This is a genomic window from Stenotrophomonas maltophilia group sp. Smal12, from assembly GCF_037079935.1.
GTDB classification, from domain to species: Bacteria; Pseudomonadota; Gammaproteobacteria; order Xanthomonadales; family Xanthomonadaceae; genus Stenotrophomonas; species Stenotrophomonas sepilia.
This window is the reverse complement of the sequence record NZ_JBAWUK010000006.1, coordinates 39,898-56,848: the sequence shown is the minus strand read 5'-3', so window position 1 is coordinate 56,848 and position 16,951 is coordinate 39,898. Positions and strand designations below refer to the sequence as shown.

The 16,951-nt window shown below is 67.7% G+C and carries 12 protein-coding genes; 8 read left to right on the top strand and 4 right to left on the bottom strand.

Features of this window, described 5'->3' with window-relative positions:
- Positions 1-10: 10 nt before the first annotated feature.
- From WDC87_RS04205 to WDC87_RS04185, 5 genes are read left to right on the top strand one after another with little or no spacing between them, the layout of a single operon-like run.
- Positions 11-1,705, top strand: coding sequence for a glycoside hydrolase family 43 protein (locus WDC87_RS04205; RefSeq protein ID WP_252744987.1), 1,695 nt, complete (start codon positions 11-13; stop codon positions 1,703-1,705).
- Positions 1,702-4,395, top strand: a complete 2,694-nt coding sequence (locus WDC87_RS04200; protein ID WP_252744986.1) for a glycoside hydrolase family 3 protein — start codon at positions 1,702-1,704, stop codon at positions 4,393-4,395. Before WDC87_RS04205 ends, WDC87_RS04200 begins: the two co-directional genes overlap by 4 nt.
- Before the next feature lie 59 nt (positions 4,396-4,454).
- Entirely contained in the window at positions 4,455-5,939 is a 1,485-nt protein-coding gene (locus tag WDC87_RS04195; RefSeq protein WP_072167075.1) for an MFS transporter, read from the top strand.
- 16 nt (positions 5,940-5,955) lie between these two features.
- A complete protein-coding gene (locus tag WDC87_RS04190) occupies positions 5,956-6,993 on the top strand; it encodes a glycoside hydrolase family 43 protein (protein WP_088497159.1) in 1,038 nt (345 codons plus the stop codon).
- Between the two features lie 4 nt (positions 6,994-6,997).
- On the top strand, positions 6,998-7,828 hold the full coding sequence (locus WDC87_RS04185; RefSeq protein ID WP_242015814.1) for an aldose epimerase: 831 nt from the start codon (positions 6,998-7,000) through the stop codon (positions 7,826-7,828).
- Between the two features lie 113 nt (positions 7,829-7,941).
- On the opposite strand, the gene WDC87_RS04180 is transcribed toward WDC87_RS04185, so the two are convergent.
- From WDC87_RS04180 to ptsP, 4 genes are all read right to left on the bottom strand, one after another.
- Positions 7,942-9,195, bottom strand: a complete 1,254-nt coding sequence (locus WDC87_RS04180) for a carbohydrate porin (protein WP_072167072.1) — start codon at positions 9,193-9,195, stop codon at positions 7,942-7,944.
- 14 nt (positions 9,196-9,209) lie between these two features.
- Complete coding sequence (locus tag WDC87_RS04175; protein ID WP_252744985.1) at positions 9,210-10,916, bottom strand: fructose-specific PTS transporter subunit EIIC; 1,707 nt, start codon at positions 10,914-10,916, stop codon at positions 9,210-9,212.
- 86 nt (positions 10,917-11,002) lie between these two features.
- Positions 11,003-11,959 carry a 1-phosphofructokinase family hexose kinase gene (locus WDC87_RS04170; protein WP_252744984.1) on the bottom strand — a complete coding sequence of 319 codons (957 nt, stop codon included), beginning with the start codon at positions 11,957-11,959 and terminating at the stop codon, positions 11,003-11,005.
- Positions 11,956-14,469, bottom strand: coding sequence for a phosphoenolpyruvate--protein phosphotransferase (gene ptsP / locus WDC87_RS04165; protein ID WP_336331283.1), 2,514 nt, complete (start codon positions 14,467-14,469; stop codon positions 11,956-11,958). Before ptsP ends, WDC87_RS04170 begins: the two co-directional genes overlap by 4 nt.
- Before the next feature lie 157 nt (positions 14,470-14,626).
- Between ptsP and WDC87_RS04160 the strand changes: the two genes are divergently transcribed.
- The 3 genes from WDC87_RS04160 (at position 14,627) to WDC87_RS04150 (ending at position 16,849) form a co-directional block, all read left to right on the top strand.
- On the top strand, positions 14,627-15,610 hold the full coding sequence (locus WDC87_RS04160) for a LacI family DNA-binding transcriptional regulator (RefSeq protein WP_252745453.1): 984 nt from the start codon (positions 14,627-14,629) through the stop codon (positions 15,608-15,610).
- Between the two features lie 78 nt (positions 15,611-15,688).
- Positions 15,689-16,357, top strand: a complete 669-nt coding sequence (locus WDC87_RS04155) for a hypothetical protein (protein WP_336331282.1) — start codon at positions 15,689-15,691, stop codon at positions 16,355-16,357.
- 45 nt (positions 16,358-16,402) lie between these two features.
- On the top strand, positions 16,403-16,849 hold the full coding sequence (locus WDC87_RS04150; protein ID WP_252745455.1) for a Rap1a/Tai family immunity protein: 447 nt from the start codon (positions 16,403-16,405) through the stop codon (positions 16,847-16,849).
- The last annotated feature ends 102 nt before the right edge of the window (positions 16,850-16,951 follow it).

The window sequence follows — 16,951 nt, the reverse complement described above, 5'->3', positions numbered from 1 at the left end:
CCTGAGATCCATGGCGCGCCGGCTGCTGGCGGCAGTGTTCCTGCTGTCGGCCGCAGCCGCCCGGGCCAGCGCGCCGCCGGACGCTCCGCCGGTGTACTTCGACTGGTTCGAGTACCGCGGCAATGACCAGGCGTTTGAAGTGCCGCTGCCGGCCGGGCACTACCGCAATCCGGTACTGGCCGGCTTCCATGCCGATCCCAGCATCGTGCGCGCGAACGGCCGGTTCTATCTGGTCAATTCCAGCTTCACCTACTTCCCGGGCATTCCGGTGTTCGAGAGTGCTGACCTGGTGCACTGGAAGCAGATCGGCAACGTGATTGACCGCCCCACGCAGCTGGATTTCGACGGGCTGAGCGTGTCGCGCGGCATCTTCGCCCCCACCATCGAGTACCACGACGGCACCTTCTACGTCGTCACCACCGCCACCGACAGCGGTGGCAACTTCATTGCCACGGCGCGCGACCCGGCCGGGCCGTGGTCCGATCCGCACTGGCTGCCCGGCATCGATGGCATCGATCCATCACTGTTTTTCGATGACGACGGCAAGGTCTACCTGATCAACAACGATGCACCGCCCGGTCCGCCGCGCTACGACGGGCACCGCGCCATCTGGATGCAGCAGATCGATCTGCCGGCGTTCAAGCCGGTTGGGCCACGCCGGGTGCTGGTTGATGGAGGCGTGGAGCCGGCGAAGAATCCGATCTGGATCGAGGGACCGCACATCTACAAGCGGGAGGGCTGGTATTACCTGTCCGACGCTGAAGGGGGTACCGGGCCGCAGCATTCGCAGGTGGTGCTGCGCAGCCGCGCGGTGTGGGGACCCTACGTTCCCTATGCGGGCAATCCGATCCTGACCCAGCGCGAGCTGCCGGACGACCGTCCGCTGCCGATCACCAATGCCGGCCACGCCGATCTGGTCGAAGGCCCGGATGGCTCGTGGTGGGCGGTGTTCCTGGCCAGCCGCAACTATCAGAAGCGCCACTACAACACCGGGCGCGAGACCTACCTGTTGCCGGTGCGATGGCAGGATGGCTGGCCGCAGATCCTGCCGACCGACCAGGCCATTCCCTACGTGGCCGAGGCGCCGTCATGGATGCAGGGCGAGGCATCGCAGGCCCCGTCGACCGGCAATTTCGTGGCGCGCGACAATTTTGATGGCCCAGCGCTCGATCGCCAGTGGCTGCGCGTGCGCGTGCCCAGGCATGCCTGGGCTGACCTGCACAAGCGCCCCGGCATGCTGGCCGTGCACCCGCTTGCCGAGGATCTGGACACGTTGCGCAATCCGGCATTTCTCGGCCGGCGCCAGCAGCATCTGCGCTTCGAGGCGAGCACCGCGATGACCCCGCCAGCCCCCGGTGTCGCCGCCGGTCTGGCGGCGTTCCAGAGCGAGGCGTACTGGTACTTCCTCGGCGTTCGTGACCTTGGCGGGGGGCGCCTCTCGCTCTTCCTCGAAGCGCGTGACGGGGGTGGCAGCACGCGGACGCTGGCCAGCCATGACGTGCCGGCGTCTGCAGCGCTGCGCCTGAAGATTGCCGGCAACGAGGGCGACTACGCGTTCTCGTTCGACATCGGCGACGGGCAGGGCTGGCAACTGCTCGCAGGCGACGTGGACGGCACCGTTCTGAGTACGGACCGGGCAGGCGGCTTCGTGGGCGCACTGCTGGGTCCCTTCGCGCGCGACGAGCGCACCGGGAGAAGCAAATGAGACTGTCGATTTCGTCCAGGGCCCGCCGCCGTACGTGGCGTGGACGGGCCACCGTGTTCGTCCTGAGCTGCGTGGCGGCCGCCGCATCCGCGGCCGCGCCACGGCCCTGGCTGGATGTCTCGGCAAGCTTCGAGCAACGGGCCGCCGCACTCGTCGCGCAGATGACCCTGGAAGAGAAGGCCGCGCAGATGCAGAATGCCGCGCCGGCAATCGAACGGCTGGGCGTGCCCGCCTACGACTGGTGGAATGAGGGGTTGCATGGCGTGGCACGGGCAGGGCAGGCCACGGTGTTTCCGCAGGCAATCGGCCTGGCCGCGACCTTCGATGTACCGTTGATGGGGCAGGTGGCCGCGACCATCAGCGACGAGGCCCGCGCAAAGCACCACCAGTTCCTCCGCGAAGGCGCGCATGGCCGTTACCAGGGCCTGACCTTCTGGTCGCCGAACGTCAACATCTTCCGCGACCCGCGCTGGGGGCGCGGACAGGAGACCTACGGCGAGGATCCCTACCTCACCGCGCGCATGGGCGTGGCCTTCGTACGCGGCCTGCAGGGCGACGACCCCGTCTACCGCAAGCTGGACGCCACCGCCAAGCACCTGGCCGTGCACAGCGGGCCGGAGGCCGACCGCCATCACTTCGATGCACGCCCCAGCCGGCGCGACCTCTACGACACCTACCTGCCGGCGTTCGAGGCGCTGGTGAAGGAAGGCGAAGTGGATGCGGTCATGGGCGCCTACAACCGCGTTTACGGCGAGTCCGCCAGCGCCAGCCGCTTCCTGCTGCGTGATCTGCTGCGACGCGACTGGGGCTTCAAGGGCTACGTGGTCTCGGACTGCTGGGCCATCGTCGACATCTGGAAGCACCACCGTATCGTCGCCACGCGCGAAGCCGCCGCGGCGCTGGCGGTCAGGAACGGCACCGAGCTGGAATGCGGCCAGGAGTACGCAACGCTGCCTGCGGCAGTGCGCCAGGGGCTGATCAGCGAAGCGGAGATCGACGATGCGGTGACCCGCCTGTTCACCGCACGGATGCGCCTGGGCATGTTCGATCCGCCGGAGCGGGTGCGCTGGGCGCGCATTCCGGCCTCGGTGAACCAGGCGCCGGCCCATGATGCGCTCGCGCTCAAGGCCGCGCAGGCCTCGCTGGTGCTGCTGAAGAACGATGGCATCCTGCCGCTGTCGCGCGACACCAGGCGCATTGCCGTGGTTGGACCCACCGCCGACGACACCATGGCGCTGCTCGGCAACTACTTCGGCACACCGGCCGCGCCGGTCACCATCCTGCAGGGCATACGCGAGGCGGCCAAGGGCGTTGAAGTGCGTTATGCCCGCGGCGTGGACCTGGTGGAAGGGCGCGACGATCCCGGTGCAACGCCGTTGATCGAGCCGACCTTCCTGCGGCCCTCGGCCGACTCGCCCGAGCGCGGCCTGCGCGGCGAGTACTTCCGCACGCCCGACCTGTCTGGCACTCCGGCCCTGGTGCGGACCGACGCGCAGATCGGCTTCCGCTGGGACCGGGGCTCGCCGACCGACAACCTGCTGGCACGCGGCGAAGCGGCACCGGGGCAGGGGATTCCCGACGACCGCTTCAGCATCCGCTGGAGTGGCCAGCTGCTGCCCCCCGTGTCCGGTCGTTACCGGCTGGAGGTGGCCGGCGATGATGGCTACCGCCTGTACCTGGACGGCAAGCGTGTGATCGATCACTGGGTGAACACGGATCGCCTGCATGCCGAGGGTGTCGAACTCGACCTGCAGGCGGGGCGTGCCTATGACCTGAAACTGGAATACTACGACGACCAGCGCGATGCCGGCGTGCGCCTGGGGTGGCGCATGCCCGGTGCCAAGGCGCCGTTCGATGAAGCGCTCGATGCTGCACGCGAGGCCGATGTGGTGGTGTTCGTCGGTGGACTCACCGGCGATGTCGAAGGCGAGGAAATGACGGTCAACTATCCGGGCTTTGCCGGTGGCGACCGCACCGACCTGCGGTTGCCCGCGCCGCAGCGCACCCTGCTGGAGGCCCTGCACGCTACCGGCAAGCCGGTGGTGATGGTACTCACCGGCGGCTCGGCCATCGCCGTGGACTGGGCGCAGGCGCATCTGCCGGCGATCCTGATGAGCTGGTACCCCGGGCAGCGCGGCGGCACCGCCGTCGGCCAGGCGCTGTTCGGCGACGTCAATCCCGCCGGCCGTTTGCCGGTCACGTTCTACAAGGCCGGCGAAGCGATGCCGGCATTCGACGACTACGCCATGGAGGGCCGTACCTACCGCTACTTCCGCGGCACGCCGCTGTACCCGTTTGGTCACGGGCTCTCGTACACGCGCTTCGATTATGGAGCGCTCCGCCTCGATGCGGACACCATCGGCGCCGATGGCCGCCTGGGCGTGGCGGTGGATGTGACCAACGCGGGCACACGCAGCGGTGACGAAGTGGTACAGCTGTACGTGCGGCGCGCACACGCCGGTGGTGGTGATGCCGTGCAGGAGCTGCGTGGCTTCCAGCGGGTCCATCTGGCCCCGGGCGAACGCCGCACGGTGACGTTCACCCTGCAGGCAGCGCAGGCCCTGCGCCACTATGACCAAGCGCGTGCGGCGTACGAGGTGCAGCCCGGTGCCTACGAGGTCAGGGTAGGGGCGTCCAGTGCCGATATTCGTGCGCAGGGCAGGTTCAGCGTGGTGCCCGCGCATGACTGATCGCCCTCGTTGGCATCGATTCCCCTTCGACCAGATCCCTTTTCCAGGACGTCCGCTGCATGGCAAGCACTGAACACGCGCTGTCGGTTCGCGAGAAGCTCGGCTACAGCCTGGGCGATCTCGCCGCCAACCTGATCTTCCAGACCCTGATCACCTACCTGGCATTCTTCTACACCGACGTCTACCGCCTGCCAGCTGCGACCGCGGCCACGATCATCTTTGTGGTCGGCCTGCTGGGTGCGTTCGTGTTCACGCCGTTGATCGGAATTGCGGCTGACCGAACGTCCACCCGCTGGGGCCGCTTCCGCCCGTGGATCCTGTGGACGGCCATCCCCTTTGGCGTACTGTCCCTGCTGGCGTTCAGCACCCCGGACCTGGGCGAGCGCGGAAAGGTGATCTATGCACTGGGCACCTACGCGCTGCTGGTCTGCGTCTACGCCGCGAACAACCTGCCGTACTCGGCCCTGAGCGGCGTGCTGACCGGCAGCATGGCGCAGCGCAACAGCCTTTCGGCTTACCGCTTCGTGGCCGTGATGATCGCGCAGTTCATCATCCAGGTGCTGCTGATGCCGCTGGTGCTGATTCTGGGTGACGGCGACCGGGTGCGCGGCTTCGAACAGGTCATGACCGCCTTCGCACTGATCGGAACAGTGTTCTTCCTGATCACCTTCGCCACCACCCGCGAACGCATCGTGCCGACGCGCGAGCAGACCGGCGGCATTGTGCAGGACCTGTCGGACCTGCTGCACAACCGCCCGTGGCAGGTGATGCTGGCGCTGACCGTGCTGGTGTTCATCAACCTGGCGTTGAAAGGCGGCACCTACATCTATTACTTCCAGTACTACATGAGCGAAGCCGCGCTGGCCGGCTTTCTGGAAAACTCAGGCTTCAACGGCCTGATCCGTGCATTGAATGGCGCCCTGGCCAGCGCCGGTTTCGCGGCGTTCACCTGGCCGAAGGACGCGGCCACCTCGGCGTTCAGCCTGTTCAACGCGTGCGGCATCCTCTGCATGATCCTGGGTATTGGTGCATCACGGCGGCTGGCGGATCGCTTCGGCAAGCGCGATGTCTTCGGTGGCGCCCTGTTTGTCTCGACCCTGTTCCTGCTTGCCTTCTACCTGTTTCCACCCACGGGCGTGGCGGTGGCCTTCGCTGCCTTCATGCTGCATGGCTTCTGCTATGGCATCACCATCCCGCTGCTGTGGGCGATGATCGCGGACGTTGCGGACTACTCCGAGTGGAAGAACCATCGCCGGGCAACGGCGATCATCTTCTCGGCGATGCTGTGCGGCCTGAAGATCGGCCTCAGTGTCGGCGGCGCGCTGGTCGCCGCGATCCTTGCCCACTACGGCTACCAGGCAGGCCTGGTGCAGCAGCCTGAGGCCGTGGTGCAGGGCATCCGCCTGACCGTAAGCGTCTATTGCTCCCTTCCGTTCCTGCTCGCCGTGGCGCTGCTGTTCTTCTACCGGATCGACAAGCGCGCGGAAACCCGCATCGAGCAGGATCTCCACCTGCGTCGCCGTTCCGCCGACGCCTCCGCGTAACGCCAAGATGACAACCATGATCGACCTCTCTGCCGGTGAAGACGGCCAGGCCAGCGAAGCCCGTCTCGCGCAGCTCAGCGCACACGCCATTTCGCAACCGCTGGTGACCCACATCTACACCGCCGACCCTTCGGCGCACGTATTCGAGGGGCGCCTGTACATCTATCCGTCGCACGACATCGACGGTGGCCAGCCATTCGACGATGAAGGCGGCCACTTCGGCATGCAGGATTACCATGTGCTGAAGATGGATACGCCCGATAGCGCGGCCGTGGATTGCGGCATGGCGTTGCACGTGCGCGACGTGCCGTGGGCGCGGAAACAGATGTGGGCTCCCGATGCCGCCTGTCGCGATGGCCGCTACTACCTGTACTTCCCGGCCAAGGACGCCGAGGGCCGGTTCCGCATCGGCGTGGCAATCGGTGCGCGACCGGAGGGCCCGTTCGTACCCCAGCCGGAGCCGATCAAGGGCGCGTACTCGATCGACCCGGCCGTGTTCGAAGACGACGATGGCAGCCACTACCTGTACTTCGGTGGCATCTGGGGCGGGCAGCTGCAGAAGTATCGTGACAACCAGTACAGCGAAGCGCACGAGGAACCCGAGGGCGGCGCGCCGGCCCTGGGGCCGCGCGTGGGCCGCCTGGATGCTGGAATGACCGAGCTGGCCGAACCCACCCGCGAAGTGCAGATCCTGGATGAGCATGGCCAGCCGCTGCGTGCGGACGACCATGCGCGCCGTTTCTTCGAAGGCCCGTGGCTGCACAGGTACCAGGGTCGCTACTACCTGTCGTACTCCACTGGCAACACCCACCAGCTGTGCTACGCCGTGGGTGACAGCCCGTACGGGCCGTTCACCTATGCTGGCGTGATCCTCACCCCCGTGGTCGGTTGGACCACCCACCACTCCATCTGCCAGTTCCAGGGCCAGTGGTACCTGTTCTATCACGATGCGCTGATGTCCGGCGGCATTACCCACCTGCGCTCAGCCAAGTGCACGCCGCTGCACATGGAGCCGGACGGAAGCATCCGCACGATCAATCCCTATGGGGCCTGAGCACATGTTGCCGAGGGATGATGCGCTGGCCCCGCTGCCGGCCGGTCAGCTGCACTGGCTGAGATGCGGCGAACTGGAGGTTGCGCTCGCCGCAGCGGCGGGCGGGCGCATCGCGCACCTACGTTACCGGGGCGTGGAATGGCTGGTGGACGCGCAGGAGACCGGGGCGGCGGCGATCGCCTGGGGCTGCTACCCGATGGTGCCGTGGGCCGGGCGCATCCGCCGTGGACAGTTCCGTTTTGACGGCATGCCGCATCGGCTGCCGCTCAACTTCGACGGGCATGCCATCCATGGGGTCGGCTTCTCGCGACCCTGGCAGATCGACCGGCTGGATGCGGCCGCAGCCGAGGTGTCGCTGCAGCTGCCGCGCGACAGCTACTGGCCCTTCGGTGGCATTGCCATGCTGGAACTGCGGTTGCAGGGGCACACCCTGCAGCTGCGCCTTTCGGTCCAGGCCGGCGAGCAGGCGATGCCGGCGGTGCTGGGCTGGCACCCCTGGTTCAGGAAGCCGGACCGGTTGCTGTTCAATCCTCGCGCGATGTATCCGCGGGACAGGGAAGGTATTGCCACGCTGCCCCACGTGGAGCCCACCACCGGCCCCTGGGATGACTGCTTCGTTGCCGACGGTGACATCACGCTGGTACGCGAAGGCCAACGCCTGCGGCTGAGGTCGGACCACGACCACTGGGTGGTCTACGACGCTGCGCCGCACGCCACCTGTGTCGAACCGCAGAGTGGCCCGCCGGACGGCTTCACGCTGGCACCGCACCGGCTGGAGCCTGGCCAGCGCCTCGCGTTGACGTTCGAACTGGCGTGGGTGGCGGACAGCAGCTGAAGCCCGGCCAGGGCCCGCAATCGCCCTGGTTCCGGAGTATCGGTACGCCGCCTGGACCGGTTGTGGACCCTGGTGCCTGACACGGGCTGCGCCTGACCGACACGTGCCATCTGCTACAGGTTCCAGTCAACCCGCATGCCCGCGATCAGTGCATTCGGCAGGTCCCGCTGCCGCGCAGGTTCGTTGAACGGGTCCGGATGCACGATGTAGTGCAGGTTCGGTGCAATCCTGAGCTGCGGGGTGAGCTGGATGCCATAGCTCAGCTCCATCATCACCTGGCTTCCGTGCGGGGTGCCGCTGCCGCCGGCGGCAGCGCGGGCCAGGCGGAGGTTCTCCAGCGCGATGCCGCTGTACTTCTGCCGGGTGACGACGAAGCCGATGCTGTCCTGCGGCCGGCGGGCGAACGTGCCCTTCTGCACAAGCCCGGCCTGCAGGAAGTGATCCTCGATCAGCTGCCCGGAGGTACCCTTGAGCGCGGCGCCGAAAAGGGTCAGGCCGCGGCCATTGCCATCGCCGGTAAGCTGCTGCTCGAAGCGCGCGAACGCACCGGAGCGACCGTGGCGTGCCGCGTACTCCTGGCCACTGAGCAGCGCGGGAATGCCGTTGGCATCGCGCAGCGGATCGCGATAGGTCGAGTTGTCCTGCCAGCCACCGAGTTCGTAGCGGGCTTTCAGTCGTGCCGAAGCCGGGCTGCGCCAGCCGATCGTGTAGGGCACGATCCAGCCGGTGGCCTGGTTCGTATTCCACTTCAGGCCATGCTGGCCATCCTCGGCCTGGCTGGGATCGACCTGGTAGGCACCGATGCGGACATAGACATCGGGCGTCACCCAGGCCGTGGCGTCGGCCATCCAGCTCGACACCGGCCACCAGGTGAAGTTGCTGGTGCGGAAAACGTAGGTCGGGTTGCCGCACGCCGAGTTGCCCTGGAAGTACTGGCACAGCTCCGACCCGAGGTGGTGGATGTTGGCGACGCTGCGACCGGCCTCCAGCACCAGCCGGTCGTTGAACAGCTTCTGTTCCAGGGTCAGGTTGGCCAGGCGGGTCCCCTGGCCGCCGTAGATTTCCTGCACCGAGGTGCTGTTGCCGGTGCTGCTGTTGGCGAGGTTGGTGCCGTGGCGATTGATGCCATAGGCCTTGATCGTGGCCCCCCGCCAGCCGAACGCAGCGTCGAGGTCAACATCGGCGCCGAACATCAGCTGGCCGGCGTAAGCGGTGCCGCTGCGCTTGCCACCATCGAGCGTGGCGGCCGCCTCGCCGGTGTAAGCCAGTTTGGGAGTGAAGACATCACTCGCGTTGGCAGCTACGGCCAGTGAGGGCAGGGTCAGCAGGATCGCTACCGGCACCAGGCGGCAGGAAGGGCAGGTCATGGGCGGGGTTCCTTTTACGGGGTGGGGGCTGTGACCGGCTTCTTGAGGATGCGCAGTGCAATCGCGGTGACCGCCACGCCGGCCAACAGCGCCAGCAGGTAGACACCAAGATGGGTGACCGCGTTCGGGATCGGCAGCACGAACACACCGCCGTGCGGCACCTTCAACTCGACGCCTGCGGCCATCGAGATCGCACCGGCCACGGCCGAGCCGAGGATCAGCGCAGGAATGGTGCGCAGCGGATCGCGTGCCGCGTAGGGAATAGCCCCCTCGGTCACGAAGCTCAGGCCGAGCACGCCGGCGGCACCGGCAGTGCCGCGCTCCTCGGCAGTGAAGCGGTTGCTGAACAACCACGTCGCCAGCGCGATGCCCAGCGGTGGCGTCATGCCGCCGATCATGGTCGCCGCCATCGGCGTGTAGACCTGGCTGGAAATCAGGGCGGTGGAGAAGGCGTAGGACGCCTTGTTGACCGGTCCACCCATGTCAACGGCCATCATGCCGCCCAGCAGCAAACCGAGCAGGATCGCGCTGCTGCCCTCCATGCCGCGCAGCCAGTCGGTCAGCCAGGCCAGCAGTGCGGCCACCGGCGTGCCGATCACGTACATCATCAGCAGGCCGACCAGCAGCGTGCCCAGTACCGGCAGGATCAGCACCGGCTTGAGGCCTTCCAGGCTGCGCGGCAGGCGCAGCGCACGGTTGATCCAGTGCACGCCATAGCCGGCGATGAAGCCCGCGAGGATGCCGCCGATGAAGCCTGCGTCCATGTTGACCGCAACCAGCCCGCCGATCATGCCGGGCGCGATGCCGGGGCGGTCGGCGATGGAGTAGGCGATGTAGCCGGCCAGCGCCGGCACCATCAGCATGAAACCGGACTTGGCGCCGATCTGGAACAGCGACCAGGCCAGCGTCCCCTTGTGTGCGTCGTCGAAGGCATAGATGCCGCCGAGTGCGAACGCCAGGGCGATCAACAGGCCGCCGGCTGTCACGAACGGCAGCATGAACGACACGCCGGTCATCAGGTGCTTGTAAGGACCGGTGCTCTTGTTCCTTTCTGCGGTACGGCCCGAAGCCGCTGTCCCCGCGTGCACGCCGGCCTCGGCCAGCGCCTTGCGCATCAGGTTCTGGCCGTCATTGATCGCCGGCTTGGTACCACTCTTGAACAGGCGCTTGCCTGCGAAACGCGAAAGATCGACTTCGCGGTCGGCGGCGATCAGCACCACATCGGCAGTGGCGATTTCCGCATCGCTCAACGCATCCTGCGCGCCGACCGAGCCCTGTGTTTCAACCCGGATCGCATGGCCCAGCGCTTTGGCAGCCTGTTGCAGGCCTTCTGCTGCCATGAAGGTGTGAGCGATGCCGGTGGGGCAGGAGGTGACGGCAACGATGCGCTTGCCAGCCCCGGTGGCGGGGGCACTGGCCGGCGCGGCTGCGAGCGGTGCAAGCGCGGCGACCGGATCGTCCAATACCTCGCCCAGGCTGGCATGCACGATCCGGGCATTGCCGAAGCGTGCGATGTCTGCCTCGCCATCGCCCACCAGCAGCAGCTGGGTCGGGGAGGCGGCGTCCGAGGCGGGCAGCGCGCCGGTCACGCCCTGGTCGCTGCGGATTTCGATCATCAGCTCAAGCCCGCGCTGGCGGGCCGCGCGACGCAGAGCCTCGGCGGCAAGTACCGCCTCGATGCTGCGTTCGCCAGCGGCGATGACTACGGTGGAAGCGTGCATGGGAACTCCTGGAATGCTTCGGGTTCGTCCTTGCCGGAGGCATCGCGGGTGGCCCGAAGCCGACCGCTGCTCCTCCGGCAGGTGTTTCAATCCAACCGCTCGATCAGTACATCGCCGGCCCCGGCGCGCACCTGCGCCGGATCGAGCCGCCGCGCGTCTCCGCTATCCAGCCGGCTCATCGAGAACGCCGTGGCCAGTCGTGCACAGGCGGCGAGGTCGAGGGAGCGCTCCAACAGCGCGGCGGCGATGCCGGCGACCATGGCATCACCGGCGCCCACCGTGCTGCCCTGGGCCAGACGCGGCGGTCGCGCGACCAGGGCGCCGGCGCGATCAATGAACAGCGCGCCGTCGGTCCCCATGGAGATGGCAACGAGTGCGACACCGCGTTCGACCAAGGCCTGGCCTGCAGCGCGCAGTGCGCTGCGATCCGGCAGCGACGTGCCGGTCCAAGCCTCCAGTTCGTGGCGGTTGGGCTTGATGGCGTAGGGCAGCGCGCCCCGCGCGCCGTCCAGCGCAGCTGCAAGCGCATCGCCGCTGGTGTCCAGCAGCACGCGCGCACCGGCCGTTCCGGCCTGCGCCTGCAACCGCGCCCATGCATCGGCCGGTAGTCCGTGCGGCAGGCTGCCGGACAGCACGACCGGCAGGCCGGGCGCGAGCAGGGCGCCGAGCTGGCGCGACACCGCGTCCAGATCGGCAGCGTCCACGGCCAGGCCCGGCAGGTTGATGTCCGTCGTTTCGCCGTTGGCCTCTTCGACCAGCTTGATGTTGGTGCGGGTATGGCCCGGAACGCGCAGGCAGCCGTCAATGATGCCCCGCTCACGGAACAGCGTGCGGAACACGCCGTCGTTGCCGTCGCCCAGCACACCCAGCGCGGTGATCGGCACGCCCCAGTCGGCCAGGCAGGCCGCCACGTTGATGCCCTTGCCGCCTGCGTCGTCGCGGGAGCTGCCGGCCCGATGCACGCGGGCTGGCTGCAGGCGGGCCAGGCGCACGGTCTGGTCGATGGCCGGGTTCAGGGTCACGGTGACGGCGCGGGCAGTCATGCGCGCGCTCCATCGAGGGCGCGCACCTGCTCGGCGGTTTCGCACCCCAGTGCGGTGCTGGCCAGCGCTTGCAGTTCGGTCATCGCGGTGCCACGCAGGCGCGCCTTCACCGCCGGGATGTCGTTCGGAGTCATCGACAGTTCGTCCACGCCCAGGCCAGCCAGCAACATGGCGCCGAAGGGGTCGCCGGCCAGGCCGCCACAGACGCCGACCCAGCGCCCATGCAGCCGTGCGCCTTCAACCGTGGCGCGGACCGCGCGCAGCACCGCCGGATGCAGGCTGTCGGCCTCGGCGGCGAGTTCCGGGTTCTGGCGGTCGATCGCCAGCACGTACTGGGTCAGATCATTGGTGCCGATCGAGAAGAAGTCGGCATGGCGCGCCAGTACGTCGCTCTGAGCGGCGGCAGCCGGCACTTCGATCATGATGCCGATCGGCACCACCGGCGCCTCCAGCTCGGCACGCAGGCGCTCACAGATGGCGCGCAGTGCGACCAGCTCGGTCACCGACGTGATCATCGGGAACATGATGGACAGGCGTGCACCGTCCTTGGCGGCGCGATACAGCGCACGCAGTTGCGGCTCCAGCAGGTCAGGGCGGCGCAGCAGCAGGCGCGCGCCGCGCACGCCGAGGAACGGGTTCTCCTCGCGTGGCAGTTCCAGGTGCGCCACCTGCTTGTCGCCGCCGATGTCGAGCGCGCGCACGATCAGCGGGCGGCCGTCGAGTGCCTTGGCCATCGCCAGGTAGGTGGTGTACTGCTCCTCCTCGCTGGGCGTACTGCCACGTTCGAGGAACAGGAACTCGGTGCGCATCAGGCCGACGCCTTCCGCACCCTGTTCCAGTGCCAGTGGCACCTGGTCGGGCAGGTTGACGTTGGCGCCGATGTCGATGCGGTGGCCGTCGGGGGTCTGGGCGGGTTGCGCGCGTTGCGCGGCTTCGCGCTCGCGGATCTGCTGCTGTTCGGCGATCCATTCGCGTGCCGAGGCGAGATCGGCTTCGGAGGGGGACAGGTAGAGCCGTCCGCTGCTGCCGTCCAGGATCGCTTCGCGGCCTGGCTGGATCGCCAACAGCCCGGCGCCGCCGGCCACCAGCGCCGGCAGGCCCAGCGTGCGCGAGAGGATGGCGGTGTGCGAGGTCGGCCCGCCCTGCGCGGTGGCCAGGCCGAGCACGCGACCGGTGTCGAGATTGGCGGTATCCGAAGGCGAGAGATCTGTGGCGATCAGGATGCACGGTTGCGACGGCAGATCCGCCAGGCCACCACCTTCAGCAGAAGGGTCAAGCTGCGCCAGCACGCGCCGGCCGACATCACGCAGGTCCGCCGCGCGCCCGGCCAGCACCGGATTGCCCAGCGCCGCCAGCCCGGAGGCGATCTGCTCGATGGCCTGGTGCCATGACCACGCCACACCATGGCCTTCGACCATCAGCTGGCAGGTGCGGGTGATCAGGTCGGTGTCGTCGAGCAGCGCGGCCTGCGCCTTGAAGATCGCCGCATCCGGAGCGCCAAGGCGGCGCTGTGTGTCGTCCTGCAGGGCGGCCAGCTGCTGGCGGGTGCGGCCGAGTGCATCCTGCAGGCGTGCGCCGCCCTCGCCAAGCGGGGCAGGACGGTCGGTGACTTCCGCCTGCGTGCTGGCCAGCACATGCACCGGGCCGATCGCCAATCCGGGGCTGGCGCCGATGCCAATGATCGTCGCCTGCGCTTCGGGTGGTTTCCACCCGGCGACAGGGGCTGCTGCCTTGCGCTGGGCTGCACGCTCGGCATCAGCCCTTTCCTGTGCGACCAATCCATCCATGACCTTGCGCAGCGCAGCCAGCAGCGCGGGGGCATCGGCGCCCTCGGCAGAAACACGCACAGCATCGCCCTCACGCAGCCCGAGCTGAAGCAGCGCTACCAGACTCTTGGCATCGGCCGCCTGATCGCCTGCGCGGACCTGCGCGCGGGCCGCGAAGCCGCGCGCCGTCTCGGCCCAGCGCGTGGCAGGACGGGCGTGCAGTCCGTTGGGGTAGGCGATGGTCCATTCGAAGCGCTCGGCCAGATCCACCGCTGGCGCGTGGATGGCGGCAATCGCAACATCGCCGGCCAGCGCGTTCACGATCTCGCCCGCCTCGGTGGTGGTGAACAGCCGCTGCAGCGTGGACTCGTCCTGGATCAGCCGGGTCAAGCGGCGCAGCACCGTGATGTGGGTATCCGACTGGGCAGCGATGCCGACCACCAGACGGGTGACCTGTCCCGGGTTCCATTCCACGCCTTGCGGCAACTGCAGCACGGCGATGCCATCGCGGTGCACCAGATGGCGGTCCTCGCCAAGCCCGTGCGGGATTGCTACGCCGTGTCCAAGGAAGGTGTTCGCCAGCGTTTCGCGCCGCCCCATGCTGGCTTCGTACCCCGGCGCCACGCAGCCGGACGCGACCAGCATCTGGGCGACCTGGGCAATGGCATCGGTCTTGTCCTGCGCCCGCGCGTCCAGGCGGATCAGTTCCCGGCTGGCCGGGGAAGGGGAGGTCTGGGGCGACAAAGGGGGCTCCGCGGAAGGGGTGGCTGAGATGTATTGGGAACGTTCCCACTCACCATTTCAATGTGCAGTGCACAAAAATCCAATAGTCCTTTGGCGTTAACATGGTGCTGGAGGGCCGTCCGGCCCAGAAAAGCGCTCGATTCCGGGAACGTTACCAGTGAGCATCAGCATCAATGACGTCGCACGCGTGGCGGGGGTATCCAAGTCCACGGTGTCGCGGGTGCTCGGCGGCGGCCCGGTCAGCGAGGCCGTGCGCGGCCGGGTGGAGGCGGCGATCCGCCAGACCGGATATCACCCCAACCTGCAGGCAAGACGCCTGCGCGCCCGGCATACCGGCATCATCGGCCTGATCGTGGCCGATATCCGCAACCCGTTCTTTACCGCGCTGATCCGCGCCGTGGAGGAAGTCGCGTACCGGGAAGGCCTTCGCGTCACCTTCTGCAACACCGATGAGGACCCCGAGCGCGAGGCGCTGTATCTGCAGTTGATGCATGAGGAACGCATCAGTGGGCTGATTTTTGCGCCCACCCGGACCACGGTGGGGCGGCTGGACCGGCTCACGCTGGATTACCCTACGGTCCTGGTCGATCGTGCCGCACCCGGTGGCTCGATCGACAGCGTGGTCCTCGACAACGCAGCGGCGATGGCGGGCCTGGTCGAACACCTGGCCGAGCGCGGCTATTGCCGCATCGGTGGCCTGTTCGGCAGCACCAGTACCACGGCGGCCGAACGCCGCGACGGCTATATCGCTGCAATGCGCAGGCACGGGCTGGAACCGGACTACCGCGAGGTAGAGCCCACGGCCGAGGCCGCCATCGCAACGGTCGAGCCGTGGTTGACCAGTCCTTCGCGTCCCGATGCGCTGGTCGCCAGCAACAGCCTGCTGCTCATGGGCGCATTGAAAGCGGCCCGCAGCGCTGGGCTTGCGATTCCAGGAGAGCTGGCGCTGGCAGGCTTCGACAACGAGCGATGGACCGAGCTGGTCGAACCGGGTATTACCGTGGTCGAGCAGCCGGTTGAAGAGATGGGGCGGGCCGCGATGTCGCTGTTGCTGGAGCGCCTGCGCATGCCGGAGCTGCCGGTACGCAGACTGGTGATGACCGGAAGGTGCGTAGTGAGAGGGTCAACGGCTGCGCGATAGTCCGGCGCCGCGCCTGCGGCAGTAGCAGTCGCAGTCGCAGTCCATGAGGCTGGGACTGGGGTGTTGGCGGGTCGCGCGTTGTCTGCTAAAAGCCATCTGGACACGCAGACCGGATGGGTCATCGCCTTGTCAGAGCCTTATTCAGCGCTGTTGCGCCTGCAGTTGCGCCACGAAGATCTCTCCAGATGGCTGGCGGCGCCCCTGCCTTCGCCATCCCGATGGTCCGACTGGCGATGCATCGCCGGGCCGTGGCGCTTGGGCAACGGTGAATGCCTGCCGTCTTCAAGCGACGAGGCGTTGGATGAACTGCTCATAGACTGCCAGGCCCTGCTGGCCCGCTACCCCGACAATCGCGCCGCATTGAAGGCCTTCCTTGCATCCGCGCAGGCCGAGAATATCCAGGTTGCCGCCTATGACCGCACTGGTACGCACTTTGTTGCGGGATCGCTGACGTATTCGGAAAGCCTCTACGATCTCATCGCGTTTCTGGCTGTGGCACGGGGCGCGGCCGATTTCCTGAAGGCGGGCGACCATGGGGTGGCACTGGTCCACGACTATCTCTGGGCAGAGGAAGGTGAGCGCGAGACCGTTGCCGCGATTGCCCTGGCCGGCCAGGGGGAATCCGGATTCCTTTCTTCCACGGACCTGGATACCGCTGCCGCGCCCTTCGACGCCTTGGTGGATGCCATGCTGGAAGCTGAGGACGACCCGGCGTTTCAACCACGCAACCAGCTTGATCAACTCTGACCGGCGCCGCGTGGAATCCAGAAAAACGACAGCCAGGACCCCGATATGAAAGGACATCAAGCCCGCCGCGCGCACCGCCGCATGCGTTGGCTCCTGACACTGTGCCTCGGCGCCCTCGTGGGACCCGCCGTGGCAGGCACAACGCAACCGGAACGCACCTGGCTTGTCAGTGGTGCGGAGCTCATCACGCTGCTGCAGGGCAAAGGTGCTGACGGGTTCTGCGATGGCGAACACTGCCGGGGGCTGTCCAGCGCCCGGGCCAGCAGCTATATCCTGGGTGTCGCCGATGCCAGCCGCGGTCAGTGGTGTGGGCAGGGCCGGATCCTTCCGCATGAACTGGTCGATCAGGTGTCTTCCCAGCTCCGGCAGCTGCCCCGCGAACGATTGCAACAGGATGCGTCTCCCCTGGTTGTCGAAGGGCTGCGCGCGGCGTTTCCCTGTGGTCGCGGCACATCGCCTGGTGGCAGTGCCGAGCCCGGCAAGGCACGCTGAGACGCGTGGGCTGGGCGTTGGCAACGCGGGCTGCAGCCTGCGTAATGAACACATCGGTGTTCTGCACGCTGGCGACACGATGCATTCACGACCGCCGACACC